General features: G+C 46.5%; 15 protein-coding genes and 1 riboswitch. Of the genes, 9 read left to right on the forward strand and 6 right to left on the reverse strand.

Annotated elements, in window-relative coordinates; genetic code table 11:
- The coding region (locus AB4Z30_RS26565) for an IS3 family transposase (RefSeq protein ID WP_441930582.1) at positions 1 to 112 on the forward strand (112 nt) is incomplete at its 5' end.
- Positions 113 to 208: 96 nt separating this feature from the next.
- On the opposite strand, the gene AB4Z30_RS26570 is transcribed toward AB4Z30_RS26565, so the two are convergent.
- Positions 209 to 955, reverse strand: coding sequence for a MerR family transcriptional regulator (locus AB4Z30_RS26570; RefSeq protein WP_441930439.1), 747 nt, complete (start codon positions 953 to 955; stop codon positions 209 to 211).
- Positions 956 to 1,291: 336 nt separating this feature from the next.
- Here AB4Z30_RS26570 and AB4Z30_RS26575 point away from each other — a divergent pair, with 336 nt between their 5' ends.
- Positions 1,292 to 2,494 (forward strand): MFS transporter, encoded by a 1,203-nt coding sequence (locus AB4Z30_RS26575; RefSeq protein ID WP_441930584.1) that lies wholly within the window; start codon positions 1,292 to 1,294, stop codon positions 2,492 to 2,494.
- An 18-nt stretch (positions 2,495 to 2,512) separates the two neighbouring features.
- Here AB4Z30_RS26575 and AB4Z30_RS26580 read toward each other — a convergent pair whose 3' ends face one another.
- From AB4Z30_RS26580 to thiM, 4 genes are all read right to left on the reverse strand, one after another.
- Positions 2,513 to 2,968 carry an Lrp/AsnC family transcriptional regulator gene (locus AB4Z30_RS26580; protein ID WP_441930440.1) on the reverse strand — a complete coding sequence of 152 codons (456 nt, stop codon included), beginning with the start codon at positions 2,966 to 2,968 and terminating at the stop codon, positions 2,513 to 2,515.
- Between the two features lie 419 nt (positions 2,969 to 3,387).
- Positions 3,388 to 4,053, reverse strand: coding sequence for a thiamine phosphate synthase (thiE, locus tag AB4Z30_RS26585; protein WP_441930441.1), 666 nt, complete (start codon positions 4,051 to 4,053; stop codon positions 3,388 to 3,390).
- The gene (gene thiD / locus AB4Z30_RS26590; protein ID WP_441930442.1) at positions 4,053 to 4,865 is read right to left on the reverse strand and encodes a bifunctional hydroxymethylpyrimidine kinase/phosphomethylpyrimidine kinase; all 813 of its coding nucleotides are present in this window, start codon (positions 4,863 to 4,865) and stop codon (positions 4,053 to 4,055) included. Before thiD ends, thiE begins: the two co-directional genes overlap by 1 nt.
- The gene (gene thiM, locus AB4Z30_RS26595; protein ID WP_441930443.1) at positions 4,865 to 5,674 is read right to left on the reverse strand and encodes a hydroxyethylthiazole kinase; all 810 of its coding nucleotides are present in this window, start codon (positions 5,672 to 5,674) and stop codon (positions 4,865 to 4,867) included. The genes thiD and thiM overlap by 1 nt, the downstream gene beginning before the upstream one ends.
- Positions 5,675 to 6,020: 346 nt before the next feature.
- Positions 6,021 to 6,123, reverse strand: a riboswitch (TPP riboswitch).
- Positions 6,124 to 6,352: 229 nt separating this feature from the next.
- Here thiM and AB4Z30_RS26600 point away from each other — a divergent pair.
- The 6 genes from AB4Z30_RS26600 (at position 6,353) to AB4Z30_RS26625 (ending at position 13,102) form a co-directional block, all read left to right on the forward strand.
- Positions 6,353 to 7,234, forward strand: coding sequence for a radical SAM/SPASM domain-containing protein (locus AB4Z30_RS26600; RefSeq protein WP_251507479.1), 882 nt, complete (start codon positions 6,353 to 6,355; stop codon positions 7,232 to 7,234).
- A 368-nt stretch (positions 7,235 to 7,602) separates the two neighbouring features.
- Positions 7,603 to 8,271 carry a pectate lyase gene (locus tag AB4Z30_RS26605; protein ID WP_441930586.1) on the forward strand — a complete coding sequence of 223 codons (669 nt, stop codon included), beginning with the start codon at positions 7,603 to 7,605 and terminating at the stop codon, positions 8,269 to 8,271.
- Between the two features lie 321 nt (positions 8,272 to 8,592).
- The gene (locus AB4Z30_RS26610) at positions 8,593 to 10,074 is read left to right on the forward strand and encodes an ATP-binding protein (protein ID WP_441930444.1); all 1,482 of its coding nucleotides are present in this window, start codon (positions 8,593 to 8,595) and stop codon (positions 10,072 to 10,074) included.
- Positions 10,067 to 10,759 carry a response regulator transcription factor gene (locus AB4Z30_RS26615; protein ID WP_441930445.1) on the forward strand — a complete coding sequence of 231 codons (693 nt, stop codon included), beginning with the start codon at positions 10,067 to 10,069 and terminating at the stop codon, positions 10,757 to 10,759. The genes AB4Z30_RS26610 and AB4Z30_RS26615 overlap by 8 nt, the downstream gene beginning before the upstream one ends.
- Positions 10,760 to 10,879: 120 nt before the next feature.
- A complete protein-coding gene (locus AB4Z30_RS26620) occupies positions 10,880 to 12,391 on the forward strand; it encodes an S-layer homology domain-containing protein (RefSeq protein ID WP_441930446.1) in 1,512 nt (503 codons plus the stop codon).
- Between the two features lie 9 nt (positions 12,392 to 12,400).
- The gene (locus tag AB4Z30_RS26625) at positions 12,401 to 13,102 is read left to right on the forward strand and encodes an ankyrin repeat domain-containing protein (protein WP_441930447.1); all 702 of its coding nucleotides are present in this window, start codon (positions 12,401 to 12,403) and stop codon (positions 13,100 to 13,102) included.
- Between the two features lie 169 nt (positions 13,103 to 13,271).
- Here the strand turns inward: AB4Z30_RS26625 and AB4Z30_RS26630 are convergent, their stop codons facing one another.
- Positions 13,272 to 14,234 (reverse strand): copper amine oxidase N-terminal domain-containing protein, encoded by a 963-nt coding sequence (locus tag AB4Z30_RS26630; RefSeq protein ID WP_441930448.1) that lies wholly within the window; start codon positions 14,232 to 14,234, stop codon positions 13,272 to 13,274.
- Positions 14,235 to 14,474: 240 nt separating this feature from the next.
- Here AB4Z30_RS26630 and AB4Z30_RS26635 point away from each other — a divergent pair, with 240 nt between their 5' ends.
- Positions 14,475 to 16,898, forward strand: a complete 2,424-nt coding sequence (locus tag AB4Z30_RS26635) for an outer membrane protein assembly factor BamB family protein (RefSeq protein ID WP_441930449.1) — start codon at positions 14,475 to 14,477, stop codon at positions 16,896 to 16,898.
- Positions 16,899 to 16,993: the final 95 nt, after the last annotated feature.

The following is a 16,993-nucleotide window of genomic DNA, read 5'->3' on the forward strand; positions in this document are numbered from 1 at the left end:
GGTTAAGCAAGAAGTAAAGAGCTACATGATCTATTACAACCATTATCGAGGTCAATGGAACTTAAACAAGCTGCCGCCTGCACGATACAGACGACAGCTTGAAGCAGCCTAACCTTTTTTAATTTGTCCTTTACAAGGGGTACATTTTACAGGCGCTACGTCCTTTTTCTATCAGTAGGAAAGTAACTCAGATCTTTGAGTACAGATGTCACCTTATATTCTGATCGGCAAAAACAGCCATGGCATGACACATGAATTGTGCTAGCCCCTCCCCAAACTGATCAATATTCCGCGTGAAACGCTCGTCATCGACATACATTTGGCCAAGTCCTTTGAAGGCTTCTGGAGAATAGCTCCCCAATTGATTCAGATACATGTACCACTGTTTAATCTCGGCCTGTGTTTCGGCAGATTCGGGTGCTGTGTGGCGAATGGCTGCCAATCTTCTGAAGATATCATTCATCTGATTAGACAGTTCTTTTTGTTTGTCAGCAGGCTGATCCTTTAATTGCTGGTTTGCCTCATTGACGACATGGTCACCCCAGCGCTGACGGGCTTCCTGTTCGTACGGATTTTGACTAAAATCAAAGCCCTGAAATTGTTCTTTAGGGGTCATTTCAATCTCTCCTCTCAGATATAGTACGGTTTTGTCGATGGTGGCAATCATTTGATCCAGACGCTGGCGTTTCTCCAGCAAAATGAGCTTATGCATATGCAGTGCTTCCTCCGCATCAAAGGCGGGGTCATCTAAAATGGTTTTGATTTCTTTCAGCGAGAAACCGAGTTCTTTGAAAAATAAAATCTGCTGAAGTCGTTCCAGATTGGCATCCGAATACATTCGATATCCGGCAGGAGTGATCTCATCTGGAACAAGCAGCCCGATCTCGTCATAGTGATGCAGTGTGCGCACACTGATCGAAGCAAGTTCGGAGACTTCTTTTACTTTCATGGCCATGGGTGAAACCTCCTTACACCATGAATTGTACAATGTCACGTTACGTGAGAGTCAATAAGTTAATTATGTGAGGAAGGGGGAAGGCAGGCAAGGTGAATGAATATTTTACGTTAAGGTAAAGCCAATTTAATCATACATGGGTGAAAAAGGAGGATCATTGAAATTCAAAGCAAAGCTTGTGAAAAATAAGGTTTTTCTTCGTTAACAAGCTTAAGTACCTTTAATGCTGTATGCAAAACCCCTACTCATTTCTGTAAGCTTATTAAAGATAGTAAGTGTACATTCTAGCTATCCAAAATACAGAATAAAGGGGATTTCATTGTGATTTCAAACGAGATGTATTCCATTAAAAATGATACATATGCCCAAAAACAAAGTCTTCCATGGGCGGCTCTACTGGCGTTAGCTATGGCTGGATTTATCTGCATACTTACTGAAAGCCTGCCTGCTGGACTACTCCCCCAGATTGCCATTGGTCTTGGCATAACGCAGGCAAAAGCCGGACAACTTGTTACGCTGTATGCTGCAGGCTCTCTGGCAGCTGCAATTCCGCTGACTGTGGCAACACGCGGGTGGAGGCGTAGACCTCTTTTGCTGTTATGTATTATAGGCTTTCTTCTATTTAACACGGTAACTGCTTTATCTTCGGTATATGTTATAACGTTAATTGCACGTTTTTGTGCAGGAGTAGCAGCGGGGGTGTTATGGGGAATGACCGCGGGATATGCACGTCGCATGGTGCCCGAGTCATTAAAAGGAAAAGCCATAGCTGTTGCTATGGCAGGTACACCTTTGGCATTAGCGCTTGGTGTTCCGATCGGTACTTTTTTGGGGACGTATGTAGGCTGGCGTTTAATCTTCGGAACGATATCCATATTGACGCTCGCGCTTATCGTATGGGTGTTCTGGAAAGTTCCAGATTATGAAGGCGAGGTCAAGCAGAACCAACTCTCACTGCATAAAATCCTGTTTCTTCCTGGAATCCGGCCTATTTTACTTGTGGTGCTTGCCTGGGTGCTAGCTCACAATATTTTGTATACTTACATTTCTCCTTTTCTGGCAAATACAGCACTGGCCCATAGAGTTGATCTGATTTTGCTCCTATTTGGCGTAACTTCAGTGATGGGCATTTGGATTATTGGGCTGCTGATTGATCGTTACTTAAGGATACTGGTTCTATTAAGTATTGCGATATTTGCTTTTGCCTCAGCGGCGATGGGAATCTGGAGCAATCAGCCGGCTGTTATCATTACAGGAGTGATTGCATGGGGATTGACCTTTGGGGGAGCGGCAACGTTACTCCAAACAGCTATTGCACATGCAGGAGGCCGCAGTGCCGATATTGCCCAATCGATGTTGGTAACGGCATGGAATCTAGGGATCGGCGCGGGAGGTATGGTTGGTGCTATTATGCTTCATTGGATCGGGGCTAGATTCCTGCCGGGTTCATTGGTGCTATTGTTGTTTATTGCTCTTCTTATTACGTTGTGCTCTAAAAAACACGGATTTCCTAGTTCACCTTCAAATGGCGATATCTAAATTAGAAAAGATGAACGGTTAGGATTCCTTAGAGATCAGGAACTGGGGTTCTTCAATTAGGTTTTTGGATGCAATAGGCGAGGACATTGCGATAAGTGTAGTATAGGTTCCGTATTTGTCACATCGATTTCCGAATGCCTCTAAGTCTGCGATAGAATCTGTCATGATTTTTAATAAATAATTGTGTTCTCCACTGACGCGATAACATTCTACAACTTCGGGCGAAACACGGCAGAAATCAAGGAAAGCAGTGCATTCTCTAGTTTGAAATAGGAGATAGGATGTACTTTGTTTTCCTAATTTTTGCGGATTAAGGATGGTGCGATACCCTTCAATAACTCCACTTTCCTCCAGTCGTTTTACACGTTCTGTGACGGCTGGCTGTGAAAGTCCCACCAATTTTCCTAATTCGGTCATAGACAATCTGGCTTGGTTTTCCATATGAAACAAGATGTTTCTATCGATCTGATCCATAAATTCACTCCCTTTTATTGTATAGGTTATTTCGCCAATATAGTTTTATATTCATAGTAATTAAAAGATAATGTTTTGTAAATGTGAAGCTTTATAACAGAAATGATTTATATATTAAATATGTTCGGGATGGAAGGGAGGGGATGAAATGGTTATGTGCGTGATGCAAGGGGAGAAAGGTGAAAGGATATAAAGGATGAAGAAGGATGTAACAGGTGCAACAGGATGCATAGGTCGTGGAAGGATAAGGAAAATAAAAGATGTAAATGCTGCGGAAGGATAAGGCTGAAAAAGGATGCAGGAGGATGTATAGGTTGCAGAAGGAGTCAAAGGAGCTAAAGAATGCGAAGAATAAAATAAGAATGCAAGGGATGCAGAGCAAGTGGCTGCATCCTTTGCATAGCGGGCGGGGAGCATGGCTATGCCTGCTCCCTGCGGGTGATCGCAGCGAGCTGTGCAGTAGCTGCGTGCATATCGGCCGCACCCGCGATGGCGGAGATGACGGCTACGCCGTCGGCTCCAGCCGCCATCACGGCGGCCGCGGTATCGGGCGTAATGCCGCCGATACCAACTACCGGAACTGCGATGCCTGCGGCGCGCAGTTCCGCAACCCCTGCGGGGCCCAGCACAGCGTGGGCATCCGCTTTGGAGCGCGTCGGGTACATCGGCCCGACGCCAAGATAGTCTGCGCCCGCCTGCACCGCACGGCGGGCTTCAAGGGCGGAGTGGGCGGATACGCCAAGCATCCGCCCTTCGCCGATGCGGGCGCGTACCAGCGCCGCGTCCGCATCGTCCTGGCCGACGTGCACACCGTCGGCCTCTACGGCCACAGCCAGCTCCACATCATCGTTCACGATGAACGGTATCCCGTGCTGGCTGCACACCTCGCGAAGCCGCAGCGCAAGCGCTAAGCGGGCTTCGCCTGCAAGGGCACCAGTTCCCTTCTCGCGGAACTGGAACAGCGTGATGCCGCCAGTAATCGCCTGGCGGAGCACCTCCACCGGGTCACGCGTCGTATTGACGCTGCCCATCACCAAATACAACTGCAGCGCGCGGCGCACCGCTTCCGTATCCCATCTACGCATCAGCGTTCACCTCGCTGTCTGCGCTGGTACGCAAAGTGATTCGTTGGCCCGTGCCCGGCCCCGATTCCCAGCTCATCTTCTATGGCTGCCTGAATGAATGCTCGCGCGGTCGTAACGGCAGCCAGAATAGGGGAACCTTTCGCCAATTCCGCCGTAATGGCAGCAGAGAACGTGCAGCCGGTTCCGTGGGTATGACGTGTCATTACTCGAAGATTCTTCAAATATTGAAAGGAATGCCCGTCATACAGGACATCGACAACCATACCGCTTCCCGTATCATGTCCTCCCTTGATCAAGGCATACGTTGAACCCATCTGCACCAATTGCTTGGCGGCTTCCTCACGCTCGCTCAGGTTCCGGATTGATTTCCCGATTAGCAGTTCGGCTTCCGGGATGTTAGGTGTGATAAGCAAGGCATGAGGGAGCAGATCCTGAATGAGTGCTTGCACAGCCTCCTGCTGAAGCAGAGGCGCACCGCCTTTGGCAACCATCACGGGATCAATCACCAGATTAGACCAGCCGTACTGCTTACATTTTGCCGCAACAAGACGAATAATCTCGGCACTATATAACATACCTGTTTTAATGGCACGCGGCTGAAAGTCGGCTCCCGTTGAATCAAGTTGCTGGGCAATACCATCGAAATCAATCGGAAACACGCCTTGAACCCCTGTTGTGTTCTGCGCGGCGATTGCAGTAATGACCGTCATGCCGTATACACCAAGTTCCTGAAAGGTTTTGAGGTCCGCCTGAATTCCTGCACCGCCGCCGTTATCAGACCCGGCAATCGTTAACGCTTGAGCAATATTCATCACACACCTCCACGAATCTGACGGATTTGTGCATGCTCCGAGAACAGTGAAGGTGTGACCTGCGCCAGTTGATTTAACAATTCAATCTGGAAGCTGCCCGGCCCCTGATGAGCCGTTCGTGCTGCAGCCTGTTCAGCGGCTATACCATAGGTTGAGACAGCCTCCACCACACTGTTCAGCAAGTCGCGCCCCGGCTCGGCAATCGCAGTAAAAGCACCAATGACCGAGCTGAGCAGACAGCCTGCCCCGGTAACCTGGGTGAGTAATGCATGTCCGTTGCTTGTGAGGAAAGTATGATATCCGTCTGTAATAATATCGTACTGGCCTGTAATGACAACAATACAGTCAAGCTGTTGCGCTGCCCGCTCGGCAATGCCTATTCGGTCTCCCTCGCCAGCCCCGGCATCTACACCTTTGATATTCCATGGTACACCAATGACATGAGCGACTTCGGCGACATTGCCTCGCAATACCGTAAGGCGAAGCTCACGAACCAGCATCTGTACTGTATCCGTGCGATATGTTGTGGCTCCTGCACCGACAGGATCAAGTACAACAGGCACATGATGTGCATTAGCCGATTGTCCGGCTAGACGTATCGCTTGAACGACCTTTTTATCCAATGTGCCGATGTTCAGAACCACCGCGCCAGCCATTCGAGCGACGTCAGCGACTTCTTCGTGAGCATAGGCCATAAACGGTGAGGCTCCGAGGGCAAGCAGACCATTTGCCGTAAAAGGGGCAACCACAAGATTGGTAATATTATGAACCAAAGGATTGAGTGATCGTACACGTTCCAGATAAGACATCGTCATTTCCTCCTTGATTTCGAATGATCTTGATGGTGATGAGAGTGAATAACACCCAGATATCGACAAGAAGAGCATTTTGCATCATGCTCCAAATAACTGCTTTCTTCTCACGGGATGACAGAGATTGTATATTCGGAACATTTGAATCCATACTCGGAAGAGGAATTTTCCTTGTTTCGAAATTTATATTTTGAACGGCAAGTGTCTCGGTCACCAAGCAACCAGCACACAACTACCACATCGCCAAAAAACAAAAAAGCCCCGCCCATTTCCGGAGAAATGAGCAGAGCTATACGTTTTAATTGAGGTTGATCCCATCAAGGATAGAAATCATCCACTGCCAATAAAAGCCGCTCCACTTCCCTCCGCTGGTATAATCCAGATCAGGTTCAAAGGGTCCGAATCGTCGTATTCGTCTCAGCCGCAAGGCTCCCCCAGTGCAAATGTAAAAGATATGCAGTTATGTCCTCAGCATATATCCAACTTGGCTTAATGTAAATAGGGAGGGGATGTGTGTCTTGAAATTATGGTGAAAATATACTGGACTTTTGTAGGGATCCTCTGATTACGATTTACCTAGGCTCGTTAACCCGATATAATGGGGATTGGCTCATATGGCCGTACTACGAATGAGGGCAGGACTGTTGTTCCTCCCGGCAGAATGGGGACCCTGAGTTGAAAACGTTCAAGAAAGTATATATTGAAATTACAAGCATCTGTAATCTGGCATGCAGTTTTTGCCCGCAAACGAAGCGAGCCAAAGGATTCATCGACCCTGAAGTCTTTAATAATATATTGGATCAGATCAAACCACATACGAAACATATCTACTTGCACGTCAAAGGAGAACCGCTCCTTCATCCCAAAATTGACTTGCTGCTGGATATGGCTCATGCCAAGGGATTTAAAGTTAACATTACGACCAACGGTACGCTGCTGCCGAAGACACAGCATAAATTATTAGGTAAACCTGCCCTGAGACAGATGAATTTTTCGTTGCACAGCTTTGACGGTCATGAAGGTTCTACGGATCGTGACGGATACTTACGTAACATTTTGTCTTTTGTGCGTGAAGCGGTGAAACACAATGTCATTGTCTCGTTCCGATTATGGAATCTGACACAGGATAACTTCACCAATGCTCAGATGAATCGAAATCGGGAGACGCTTGAGGTGCTGGAACGGGAATTTAATCTCGACTTCCGGATTGAGGAAAAAGTCCTTCCAGGTAGCGGTGTGAAAATTGCACCCAACGTATATCTGAATCAGGATCATGAATTCCAGTGGCCAAGTCTGGATGCACCTGAAGATGATGGCAAAGGGTTTTGCCATGCACTGCGCAGTCAGGCAGCTGTGCTTGTCGATGGAACCGTGGTTCCATGCTGTCTGGATGGAGAAGGTGTCATCAACCTTGGGAACATCCATGAGAAGTCTTTTTCCGACATTGTGGATGGAGAGCGTGCAAACAATCTGGTGTACGGTTTTTCCAAACGGGAAGCCGTGGAAGAACTTTGCCGCAAATGCGGATACCGTCAGCGGTTCGGAGCAGGAGCTTGAGAAGGTTGGAGTATCGTAGGAAAAATAGTAACAAAGCAGGACTTGTTTTTTGAGATATAGATTAAGGTTCCTTAAGCCCCTAATGTCTTCATCAGACTATAGGGGCTTTTTTGATGAAATGGGACGGTAAAAGCAGCATATCACGAGTTAATATCGGTACATATCAAAAATACGATATTCAAATAACAAGGCATTACCATCTGAATTTATGCTAAAAAATGTAAATCTGATCTCATGATTATTCCTGTAATCTCTCTTTTTTTGTAGGATGAAGACAGGTTCCGAGCGGTGTTCTCTTCTGCGGTTCTTTTGGACAAGCCAGCGTGCTTGGAGACGAAATCACTCATAATTAAGGGAGGATGTTCATGATGAAAAAAATGTTAACGCTGTTGTTGTCCGCCGGTCTGGTCGCTTCCATATTTGGTGTTATGCCCGTTGCGGCTGCACCAACGGTTGTAAACTCAACAATTGTTGTACCTAAGGGCACGACGTATGATGGACAGGGGAAAACCTTTGTTGCCAATCCGTCCACTTTGGGTGACGGTTCTCAAGCAGAGAATCAGAAGCCGGTCTTCCGGCTGGAAGCAGGCGCTACACTGAAAAATGTCATCATTGGTGCGCCAGCGGCAGACGGTGTGCATTGTTATGGAAACTGTAATATCTCCAATGTTGTATGGCAGGATGTAGGCGAGGACGCGTTGACGCTGAAATCATCAGGAACGGTGAACATTACAGGTGGTGCAGCATACAAAGCGTACGATAAGGTGTTCCAGATCAATGCGGCAGGCACAATTAACATTAAAAACTTCCGTGCCGATGATATCGGCAAGCTGGTGCGGCAAAATGGAGGCACAACATTCACTGTCAACATGACTCTTGATAATTCCAATATCTCGAACGTAAAAGATGCCATTATGCGTACAGACAGCAGTAGCTCCCAAGGCAAAATTACGAATACACGTTATTCCAAAGTGCCAACACTATTCAAAGGATTTGCTTCGGGTAAAACGAGCCAGTCCGGTAATACGCAGTATTAAACTACACTGAGCGAAATGCTCCAAACCATGTGGAGTGGATGCATTAACGTGGATGTAACTGTCGTAGAATAGTCGCTAAAGTCACGAATCTAATCATTCAAGGGTTTAACTATTCATCATTTTAATACGCATGTGGCTTATATAATTAAGTCATATGCACCATACAGGGTGAAGCAGAGGATATCTGCTTCACCCTGTTTTTTTATGCTCATAGCCATACGACAACATGTAGCCAATATGATTTGCATATGGGCAATAGGAAGCATCTTGTGATAACATGTGCACTAACTGTACCAATCGCATGGTTAAGAGGGGATACCTATGTCAATTCGCATCAAAATGCTACTTTCGTTTACAGGTATGCTTGTTATCAGTCTCCTGTTTATTTTGCTTACAGCAAGTCTGTATACTATTGCGGCAACGGGGGATTTGCAAAGTTTTCGGGATATATACAAAGTACATTATCAGATCAATCCACTGACGGAACAGGGAGAGACGATCTTTCAAGAGATGAAGTTTATGGCGAAAAGTAATCCGGACGAGCTGCAGGACAAGGTATTGCTCCGTGACTTTGATATGAAGCTTCGAGCCGAGAAATCCGGGCTCTACGTCAGACGTGAGGATCATCCGATCTTTGAATCACGGACGTTCCACCAACCCGGACTGGCACAGGCGCTGCCTGAATATGATCTAAACAACAACCAGATCCGAAGTACGTTTAATATCGGTGAGCGTTTCTATGCGTACGCCAAGTTTGATTTCCAATATTCAGATGGAGAACGAGGCAGCATCTTTGTTATTCGGGAGAGAAGCCCCTTTGCAGAACTGACGCGCAAGCTGTTACCTGTGATGTCTCTCCTGTTGATTGGTGTCCTGATCATCGCTAACCTACTTTTGTTCCGCTGGATCACACGCAGTTTCATTCAACCGTTACATCAGCTGCGAAGTTCGGCCGAACAGATCAAAAACGGTAATTTGTCTTTCAAGCTTGAGCCTTCCTCCAATGATGAAGTAGGACAGCTTAGTGAGGCATTTGAGAGTATGCGGAATCAGTTGCAACGATCCAATGAGCTAAGGCAGCAAGATGAGATTAACCGCAGAGAGCTGATCTCCAACATCTCGCATGATCTTCGCACGCCGATTACTAACATAAAGGGATACATTGAGGGCATTCGGGATGGGGTAGCGAATACACCGGAGAAAATGGACACTTACGTCAACATCATTCATTCCAAAGCCGTTAGCATGGATAAACTGGTAGATGAATTGTTCTTGTACTCCAAACTGGATTTGAACCAGGAACCCTTTGTATTCAATCCGATAGATCTGGTTGATTTTATAGAGGATAGCATTGAGGAATTGCGATATGATCTGGAGGATAAGGGCGTATCACTCGAATGGCATAACCGAGCATCAGGCGCCGTAGTGTCTGCTGTTGATCTTGATAAATTGCAACGCACAGTGGTTAACATCGTAGAGAATGCACTGAAATACATGAATGATGACGACAAACGACTCCGCATTATTCTTGAAGCCGATCAGGAGTGGAATACCATTACATTCGAGGATAATGGGAAAGGCATATCAGAGGAAGATCTGCCTCATATATTTGAGCGTTTCTACCGAGCCGAGCAGTCACGTAACTCGTCTACGGGCGGAAGCGGTCTTGGGCTGGCTATTGCCCACCAGATTGTAGCTGGACATGATGGTCTAATCTGGGCGGAAAGCAAGCTGGGTGAAGGCACAAGCATCCATATTCAATTGAAACGCCTCATGGAAGAAAGGGGGGAAAGCCATGACTGATATTCTGATCATTGAGGATGAGACGACCATTGCCGAACTGGAGCGGGACTATTTCGAACTCCACGGATTTACGGTAGAGATGTGTCATAACGGGGATGAAGGTTTGCGCCGTGCTCTGGACGAGAACTATCGACTAGTCATCGTAGATTTGATGCTTCCTGGTATGGACGGCTTTGAATTATGCAGACTCATTCGTGAGCAGAAGGAAGTACCGATCCTTGTTGTTTCCGCGAAAAAAGAGGAGATCGATAAAATCCGCACGTTTAATCTCGGTGTCGATGATTTTATTACGAAGCCGTTCAGCCCAAGCGAACTGGTAGCAAGAGCCAAGGCTCACTTGACCCGGTATGAGAGATTGCTCGGCAAGAGCAAACCTGCCGAACAGGATGAGATCCACATTCGCGGACTTCACATCGACAAGGGATCACGCCGTGTATTCATGAACGGAGAAGAGGTGGGTATCACTACCAAAGAATTTGATCTGCTTGTATTTTTGGCAAGTCATCCGAACCGCGTTTTCAGCAAATCCGATCTGTTCGAACGAATCTGGGGCATGGAATCAAATGGCGATATTGCAACGGTGACGGTGCATGTTCGCAAGCTGCGCGGGAAACTGGAGAGTGATCCAAAACATCCCGAGTATATCGAAACGGTCTGGGGTGCGGGTTATCGTTTCACCATATAAGTTTAGAGAAAGATTCGTTGCAGTTTATATTTTGTTAATATATTTGTCCTTCGGAGTTTCTTTTTATCCCCTACGCTATAGATAGATGTAATAACTACCTACAGAGGGGAAGAACATTTCATGAATCTTACAGCTCGTAAACTAGTAGCACTGTTAACCATAACCGCAATGGGAACAGCGGCACTCCCATTCACAGCACCTCAAGCTCAGGCAGCTGGCTTCACAACTTCTCTTTCCGCTACGGCGACGCAACTTACCAATCAGCAGGTACAGGCGGCCATCAAGGAACTGAACCGTCTGGGGATCATGAACGGATACAGCGATCAATCGATGGGTGAGCTTCGGTCGATCACACGTGCAGAGTTAGCTTCATTGATGTATAGAACATTTGATTTGCAGAGCAAGACAGGAGACATTGTAGCAACGATAGCGGATGTCCAGGATAATGCCTGGTATGCACCTTATGCTCTGAAGGTGGTGGAGATGGRGATCATGCAGTCCGTAGATGGCGAGTTTCATCCTCAACGTCTGGTAACCGATGCGGAGCTGGAAGAGGTCGTATCAAAAGCATTAAAACGTGATGTGAAGTCTGTACATCATTGGATGAGTGCGTTCTATGAAGAAACGGGCTCTGTGACACGGGGCGAAACCGCAGTTTTGCTGCAAAAGGCGTATCAAGCCATTCCTTCGGATCAAGCCCGCATTGAGAGTATCAAACCGTTGAATAACATGACGCTTGTGATCACCTTCGACAAGCCGCTTACGGCAGAAGATGAAGTGTTTGCCAAATCCCGAACAGACTTTGCATTCAGCGGGGGAGTGACTCTGACCAATATGCCTCGTTTGAAAACAGGTTCTGTTGCTACATATATCGTGCCGACATCCGTTCAACAAGCTGGAGAAGCGTACACTCTGACATATAAAGGTCAAGATGCCGGTTCATTCAAAGGCAGTGGCGTTAAAGTAAATATGACACAAGTGCGTCAGGTCACGAATGATACGTTTGAGATTGAAGCTTTAAAGGAAAATGGAGTAGTGGATTATGGTTATATTATTTCGGCATACAGCGCCGGTCGGGGAGCTAATGCTTTCATTTTGAACGATCAGGAGCAGGCAGACGGCAAAACATATCAGATTATTTCGTCCATGCAAGCCAGACAAGTTATAATTACGCCGGAAAATGGCGCACCGATCATTGCCAAATATGTTCCGTTTACTCAATCGACAGATGGCAGACAAGAACCCAAATTCCGATTGCCAGAAGGCCAGATTCTGAAACCAAGGGTATCTTACACCGTGACTTCCGAATGGGCTAATATTGAACATGCTTCCTTTAGGGCACAATCATTTGAATCATTAGTCATTGAGAGTGCCAAAGGTGCAAGTGAAACTGCAATTGAGGTGACACTTGCACAAGATCCGGGAGATGAACTGTTTTCTGGACGGAGTGTTACCCTGACAGCGCCAGATGGGCATGTCCTGACAGCGACGTATAAATATTCGAGCCGTAAAGGTGCAACAGGTGTATTTGAACTTACGAATGGAGAAAAGCTGATTTCCGGCACAGTCTATACGCTGAACCCGGTTGGTGAATGGAGTGTCGCATCATCGGTAACGGTGGTACAGCAGTAAGGAGGACCTATGAACAAATCCCTGATGCTGATCATCTTGATCAGCAGTGTGCTGTTCGTTCAAGGCTGTATGCTTAACGAAGAAAATAACTCAAAGGAGGGAAGCCTTATGGCCTCACTAAATCAGCAGTTATTCAGTGCAGCTGAAGCAAAAGATACCGGGAGTATCGAAAAGCTCATTCAGGAGGGAGCCGATGTTCAGGCTCAAGATCAGAGCGGAAGAACGGCCCTGATGATTGCAACGTACAATCAGGATACCGCATCCGTGCAAAAGCTGATTGAAGCAGGTGCGGATGTTAACCAGCAGGATGACATGTTGAATAGTCCGTTTTTATATGCGGGTGCTGAAGGGTATTTGGATATTTTGAAGCTTACTATTCAGGCAGGAGCAGACCCTGCTATCACCAACCGTTACGGTGGAACAGCGCTCATCCCCGCTTCGGAGCATGGATACGTCGATGTGGTTCAAGAGTTGCTAACGAATACCACGGTAGATGTGAACCATGTGAATAAATTAGGATGGACAGCATTGCTAGAGGCGATCATTCTAAATGATGGCAATGAACGGCAACAGGAGACCATTGAATTGCTTATTCATCATGGGGCTGATGTTAATCTGGCTGATGGCGATGGTGTGACTCCCCTCCGTCATGCTAGAGCAAAAGGCTTTAAGGAAATTGAAGCTATTTTGTTGCAAGCAGGTGCAAAGTAGTGAACACGCTAGTGCTACGGGGTAAGCTGGCATCTGCCAGGGAGTAACTGAAGAAACAAGGAAAAACGGGATGGAGCAGCTTTGGCTGCCTCATCCCGTTTTTCTTGTTGTGAATTATATTTTTTAGTGGGAACAGAACATCCCTTTATTAGCCTTCTTTATATGCAAACTACTTTTCCTCAGGCACTTCAACCATAATCTTGCCTTTGGCTGGAGCAGCAGAGCCGCTTGCAATAGAGCCTGACTTGTTTGATATCTCGTAGGTAGTTTCCTCCAGCATGAGGGAGTACTTGAAGGATACGAGTGTTTTACCAGCCACAGAAGGACGGGTCCCTGCTTCGGAAACGGACTTGGTTTTAATAAAGAACAAATCGCCCAGAGTTCCCGCTTGTTTACCCAGATTAGCCTGCCATTTCAGCATGGCATTTCCGTTCGTGATCGTATAATAACTGACCAGATCGTTATCCTCAATCATGAAGAAGCGGTCTTTTTGGCCTTGTTCAAAAATATAAACTGTTGATGAATCTACTGGCCCGAGCGAATTTTTCACCTGTAGGCGCGGTTGGCCGAAATTTGAAAGCCGCGGCAGTTGCAACGCTGCTTCACGGGCTGCCGTCAAATCAGAACCGTTGTAATCCTTCACTACGGAAGCATTGGTGGTGTAAATATAAGCTTCCTTGGCAGCCTGATTCCAGCGCACTTGTGCGCCAAACGTTTCACCAATGGCACGAAGTGGCAGCATCGCTTTTCCTTTTACCAGAATTGGAGCCGAGGATAGGGTGGCATTCTGTCCATTCTTTTTCATCGTTTTACTATTGGGTGTCAGCACGTATTGGTCACTGCCTGTTTTGATACTGATTTGTTTGCTCTTATTATCATAACCGAAGGTATAATCTCCGAGAAATTGCAGTTCAGTCAGGGCAATGTACGTGACTCCCTGGCGGATGACCACATCGTATTCTGCAGGCACATTGTTAATGTAAGCCGTAGGTTTTGTTGTAGCGGCTGCTTCAGCCACCGTAGGCGTGAACAGTGCAGGAGCTGTTCCTGCAGTCAGAATGGAGGCGGCCAGCAGCATTTTCCATTTTTTTTGCGTCCATCGTGCGTTGTGTGTTTGTGTTTTGTTTGTCATGATCATTCTCCTTTCAAGACTCTAGACGGATCAGTTATCCCAAAAGTTGCATATTAATGGAACATCCATAAAATATTAACCTAATTACTGTATATTAAACTACTAAGAAATCTACTAAGTTAGGGCATATAATGGAACGAAAAGAATATAATTTTTTCCAAACCGGTTTGGGAAACAGGTAACTTTTTGAAAGGCAGAGCGTCTTATATGGAAATAACTTCTATTGGGGGATGAATGCATGTGAAGAAGGGGCCTGAACGAAACATATGGGGTTATACTCAATGCGTTACTTTGACAGGAATCACCGCACTGTTACTAACAGGCTGTATGATGACAGAGACACTGACAGATGCATCTGGCGGACAGGCTCAGAATTCAAAGCATCAGATGCTGGATCAGGAGTTTCAGATTCAAATTGCGAATGCGGATTTAAACACATCCACATTATCTCAGCCTCTGACCCCGCTCTCATCGCAACAAACTTCGGTCAAAGTCCCTTATAAGAAGGGAGAAAGTATAACTTTAAGAAAGGGCTTGCCACTTTTCGGTGGACGCAAAGATAACCGCATCGCTGTAGATCAAATGAAGATTACATATCTTACAACATCATCGGATAAGTACACTCTGGCCGCGGTTCAGGGGGAGTGGATAAAGGTCAAGACCAAGGATCCTTATAGCTACTGGCTTCCTGGCTGGTATGCACTCAAACAGAGTAACATCATGACAGAGACTGAACCACGCACGTTCACGATCAAAACCGGTGGCAAGCTGTATCTAACTCCAGATAGTACTGTTACATGGCCCTCCAATGAGGCTCTATCGGACCAGGCACTCATCGTGTCAGAGTGGAAGGATTGGTATGGCGTTTCTATTGCACCGCGCATCTGGAGTAGGGAGTCGACAGGTTATCACCATGTAATACTCTGGATCAAGAAAAAAGATATCGCGAGTCAAACTCCTGTTCCGGATGGATGGTTTACAAATGAATCATCGTTGCCTGCCTCGTTGCTCCGCCATTTGGTGGATACGAAGCTGGATCAGACAACGACCGCCAGACAGACCGTCAATTGGTTAGGGGAGCCGGACTGGAAGGAACAATCCAGAAATATGAATGAAACCGGAGATCCGATGCGGATTGGACAGACGTGGAGATATGAACGGAACGATGCACAGTTGTTGTTAACGTTTGATAAAAATATGAAGCTGACCGAGATTCGCTGGAATCTGCTAGCGGATCAACAGAACGAAGCGGCTAGCGGAAGCTACAGTCGTTTGGATCGGTTTGTTTATACAACGCAAGTTGCTACGGGCAAGTTTATTCCGCAAACGCTACCATGGAAACCTGAATGGGTGAATCAGGGGGACTTGAACTACACCTTTTTGCAAGCTGGCACAGAGGATGTACTCCTGATGAAAGGGGATGATGGCGGCTTTAGCGGTATGCATTATGATGATTCCTTCTACGCACTGGATCGACATACAGGGAAAATGCTCTGGAGAGTGCATACAGGATTTGGGCCTGCTCAAGCCATTTTAAATACGAATCGGGATGCCGTTACGTTATTCACAAGTTATGACACGGATCGCAAACAATATGTGGATCGAGTGCGCCATATCAACCTGAAAGACGGAAAGCTTTTATGGGAATACAGACCTGAGGGACAAGATCAGCGGAATGACAGTACTAACAAGAAGAATGCGGCTAATGACAGAGTACGGTTGAACGGCATTAAGGCTGCCCAAGATGTAGTTATTATAAACACCCCTGTCGCTGAAGGCTCCAGTAATGGGTGGCTTCATGTGCTGAATAGCTCAAACGGTAAACGGTTATGGAGCAAGAAGTTAACGAAAGGATATCAATTAGTTAATCGAAGCGCCGATGAGCCCTATGTTCTGTATCGGGAGAAAAATCAGCTTGTTGCCGCAGATCCTTCAACGGGACGCACGGTTTGGCAGGTTGAATCTGAACCGTCTGCGATAGATCATATCGAGAATGATCCCTATTTTGACGGCATCCATCGTTATGATCCGTTTGCCGCAGCCCCCCTTGGGCGCTGGATGTTGCTGGATGATCAGTGGGTGCTGCTTGATCTGACTTCTGGTAAGAAACGATCTCTAATTCCTGCACGTATAGGTCAGCAAATAGAAGTGCTGAATGATGGTATGGTGTTGATTCGTCAGAATCAAAAAGGAAATATGTACGGTGATTACGACGAATATACAACCTCCTTATTTGATCTAGGTTCAGGAAAAATCCGCTGGACGGTTAATGCGAAAATTGAACGTGGGCTTCTCGAGGCAGATCAACTATATGTCATTAAAAACGGATATCCTGCCTCTGTCGATTACCGAAACGGAGAGACAAGGTGGGATGCCAAGGAATCTGTTGGAGCAAACCAACATTCGACTAATCAGGGCAGTTACCTCATTATCGGAGATCGTTTGCTGCTTCCCCGAAATGAAGACTTGCTTGTGATGGATAAAAAGGATGGGACTCTGCTAGGACGTGTGCATGATGTAGTCATGGGGACGCCAGATCATCGGGATCGGGATGCAAAGAATGGTACGATCAACCGAATTGACGATGAAGTGTATGTCGGATCAGCTAACGGACGTTTCCGTGTCTTCCCAGCTGATCTGCTGGAAGAAGAGATCTCTTTTTAAAAGCTTGTCTGAGTCGCCATGTTGTTTTATTATAAATGAACAGGATTGCTCGCGCTCCGGTTATCGGCTGTGCGGGCTTTCTTCATGTGTTCTTG

This window comes from Paenibacillus sp. 2TAF8 (assembly GCF_052114825.1).
Classification (GTDB): domain Bacteria; phylum Bacillota; class Bacilli; order Paenibacillales; family Paenibacillaceae; genus Paenibacillus.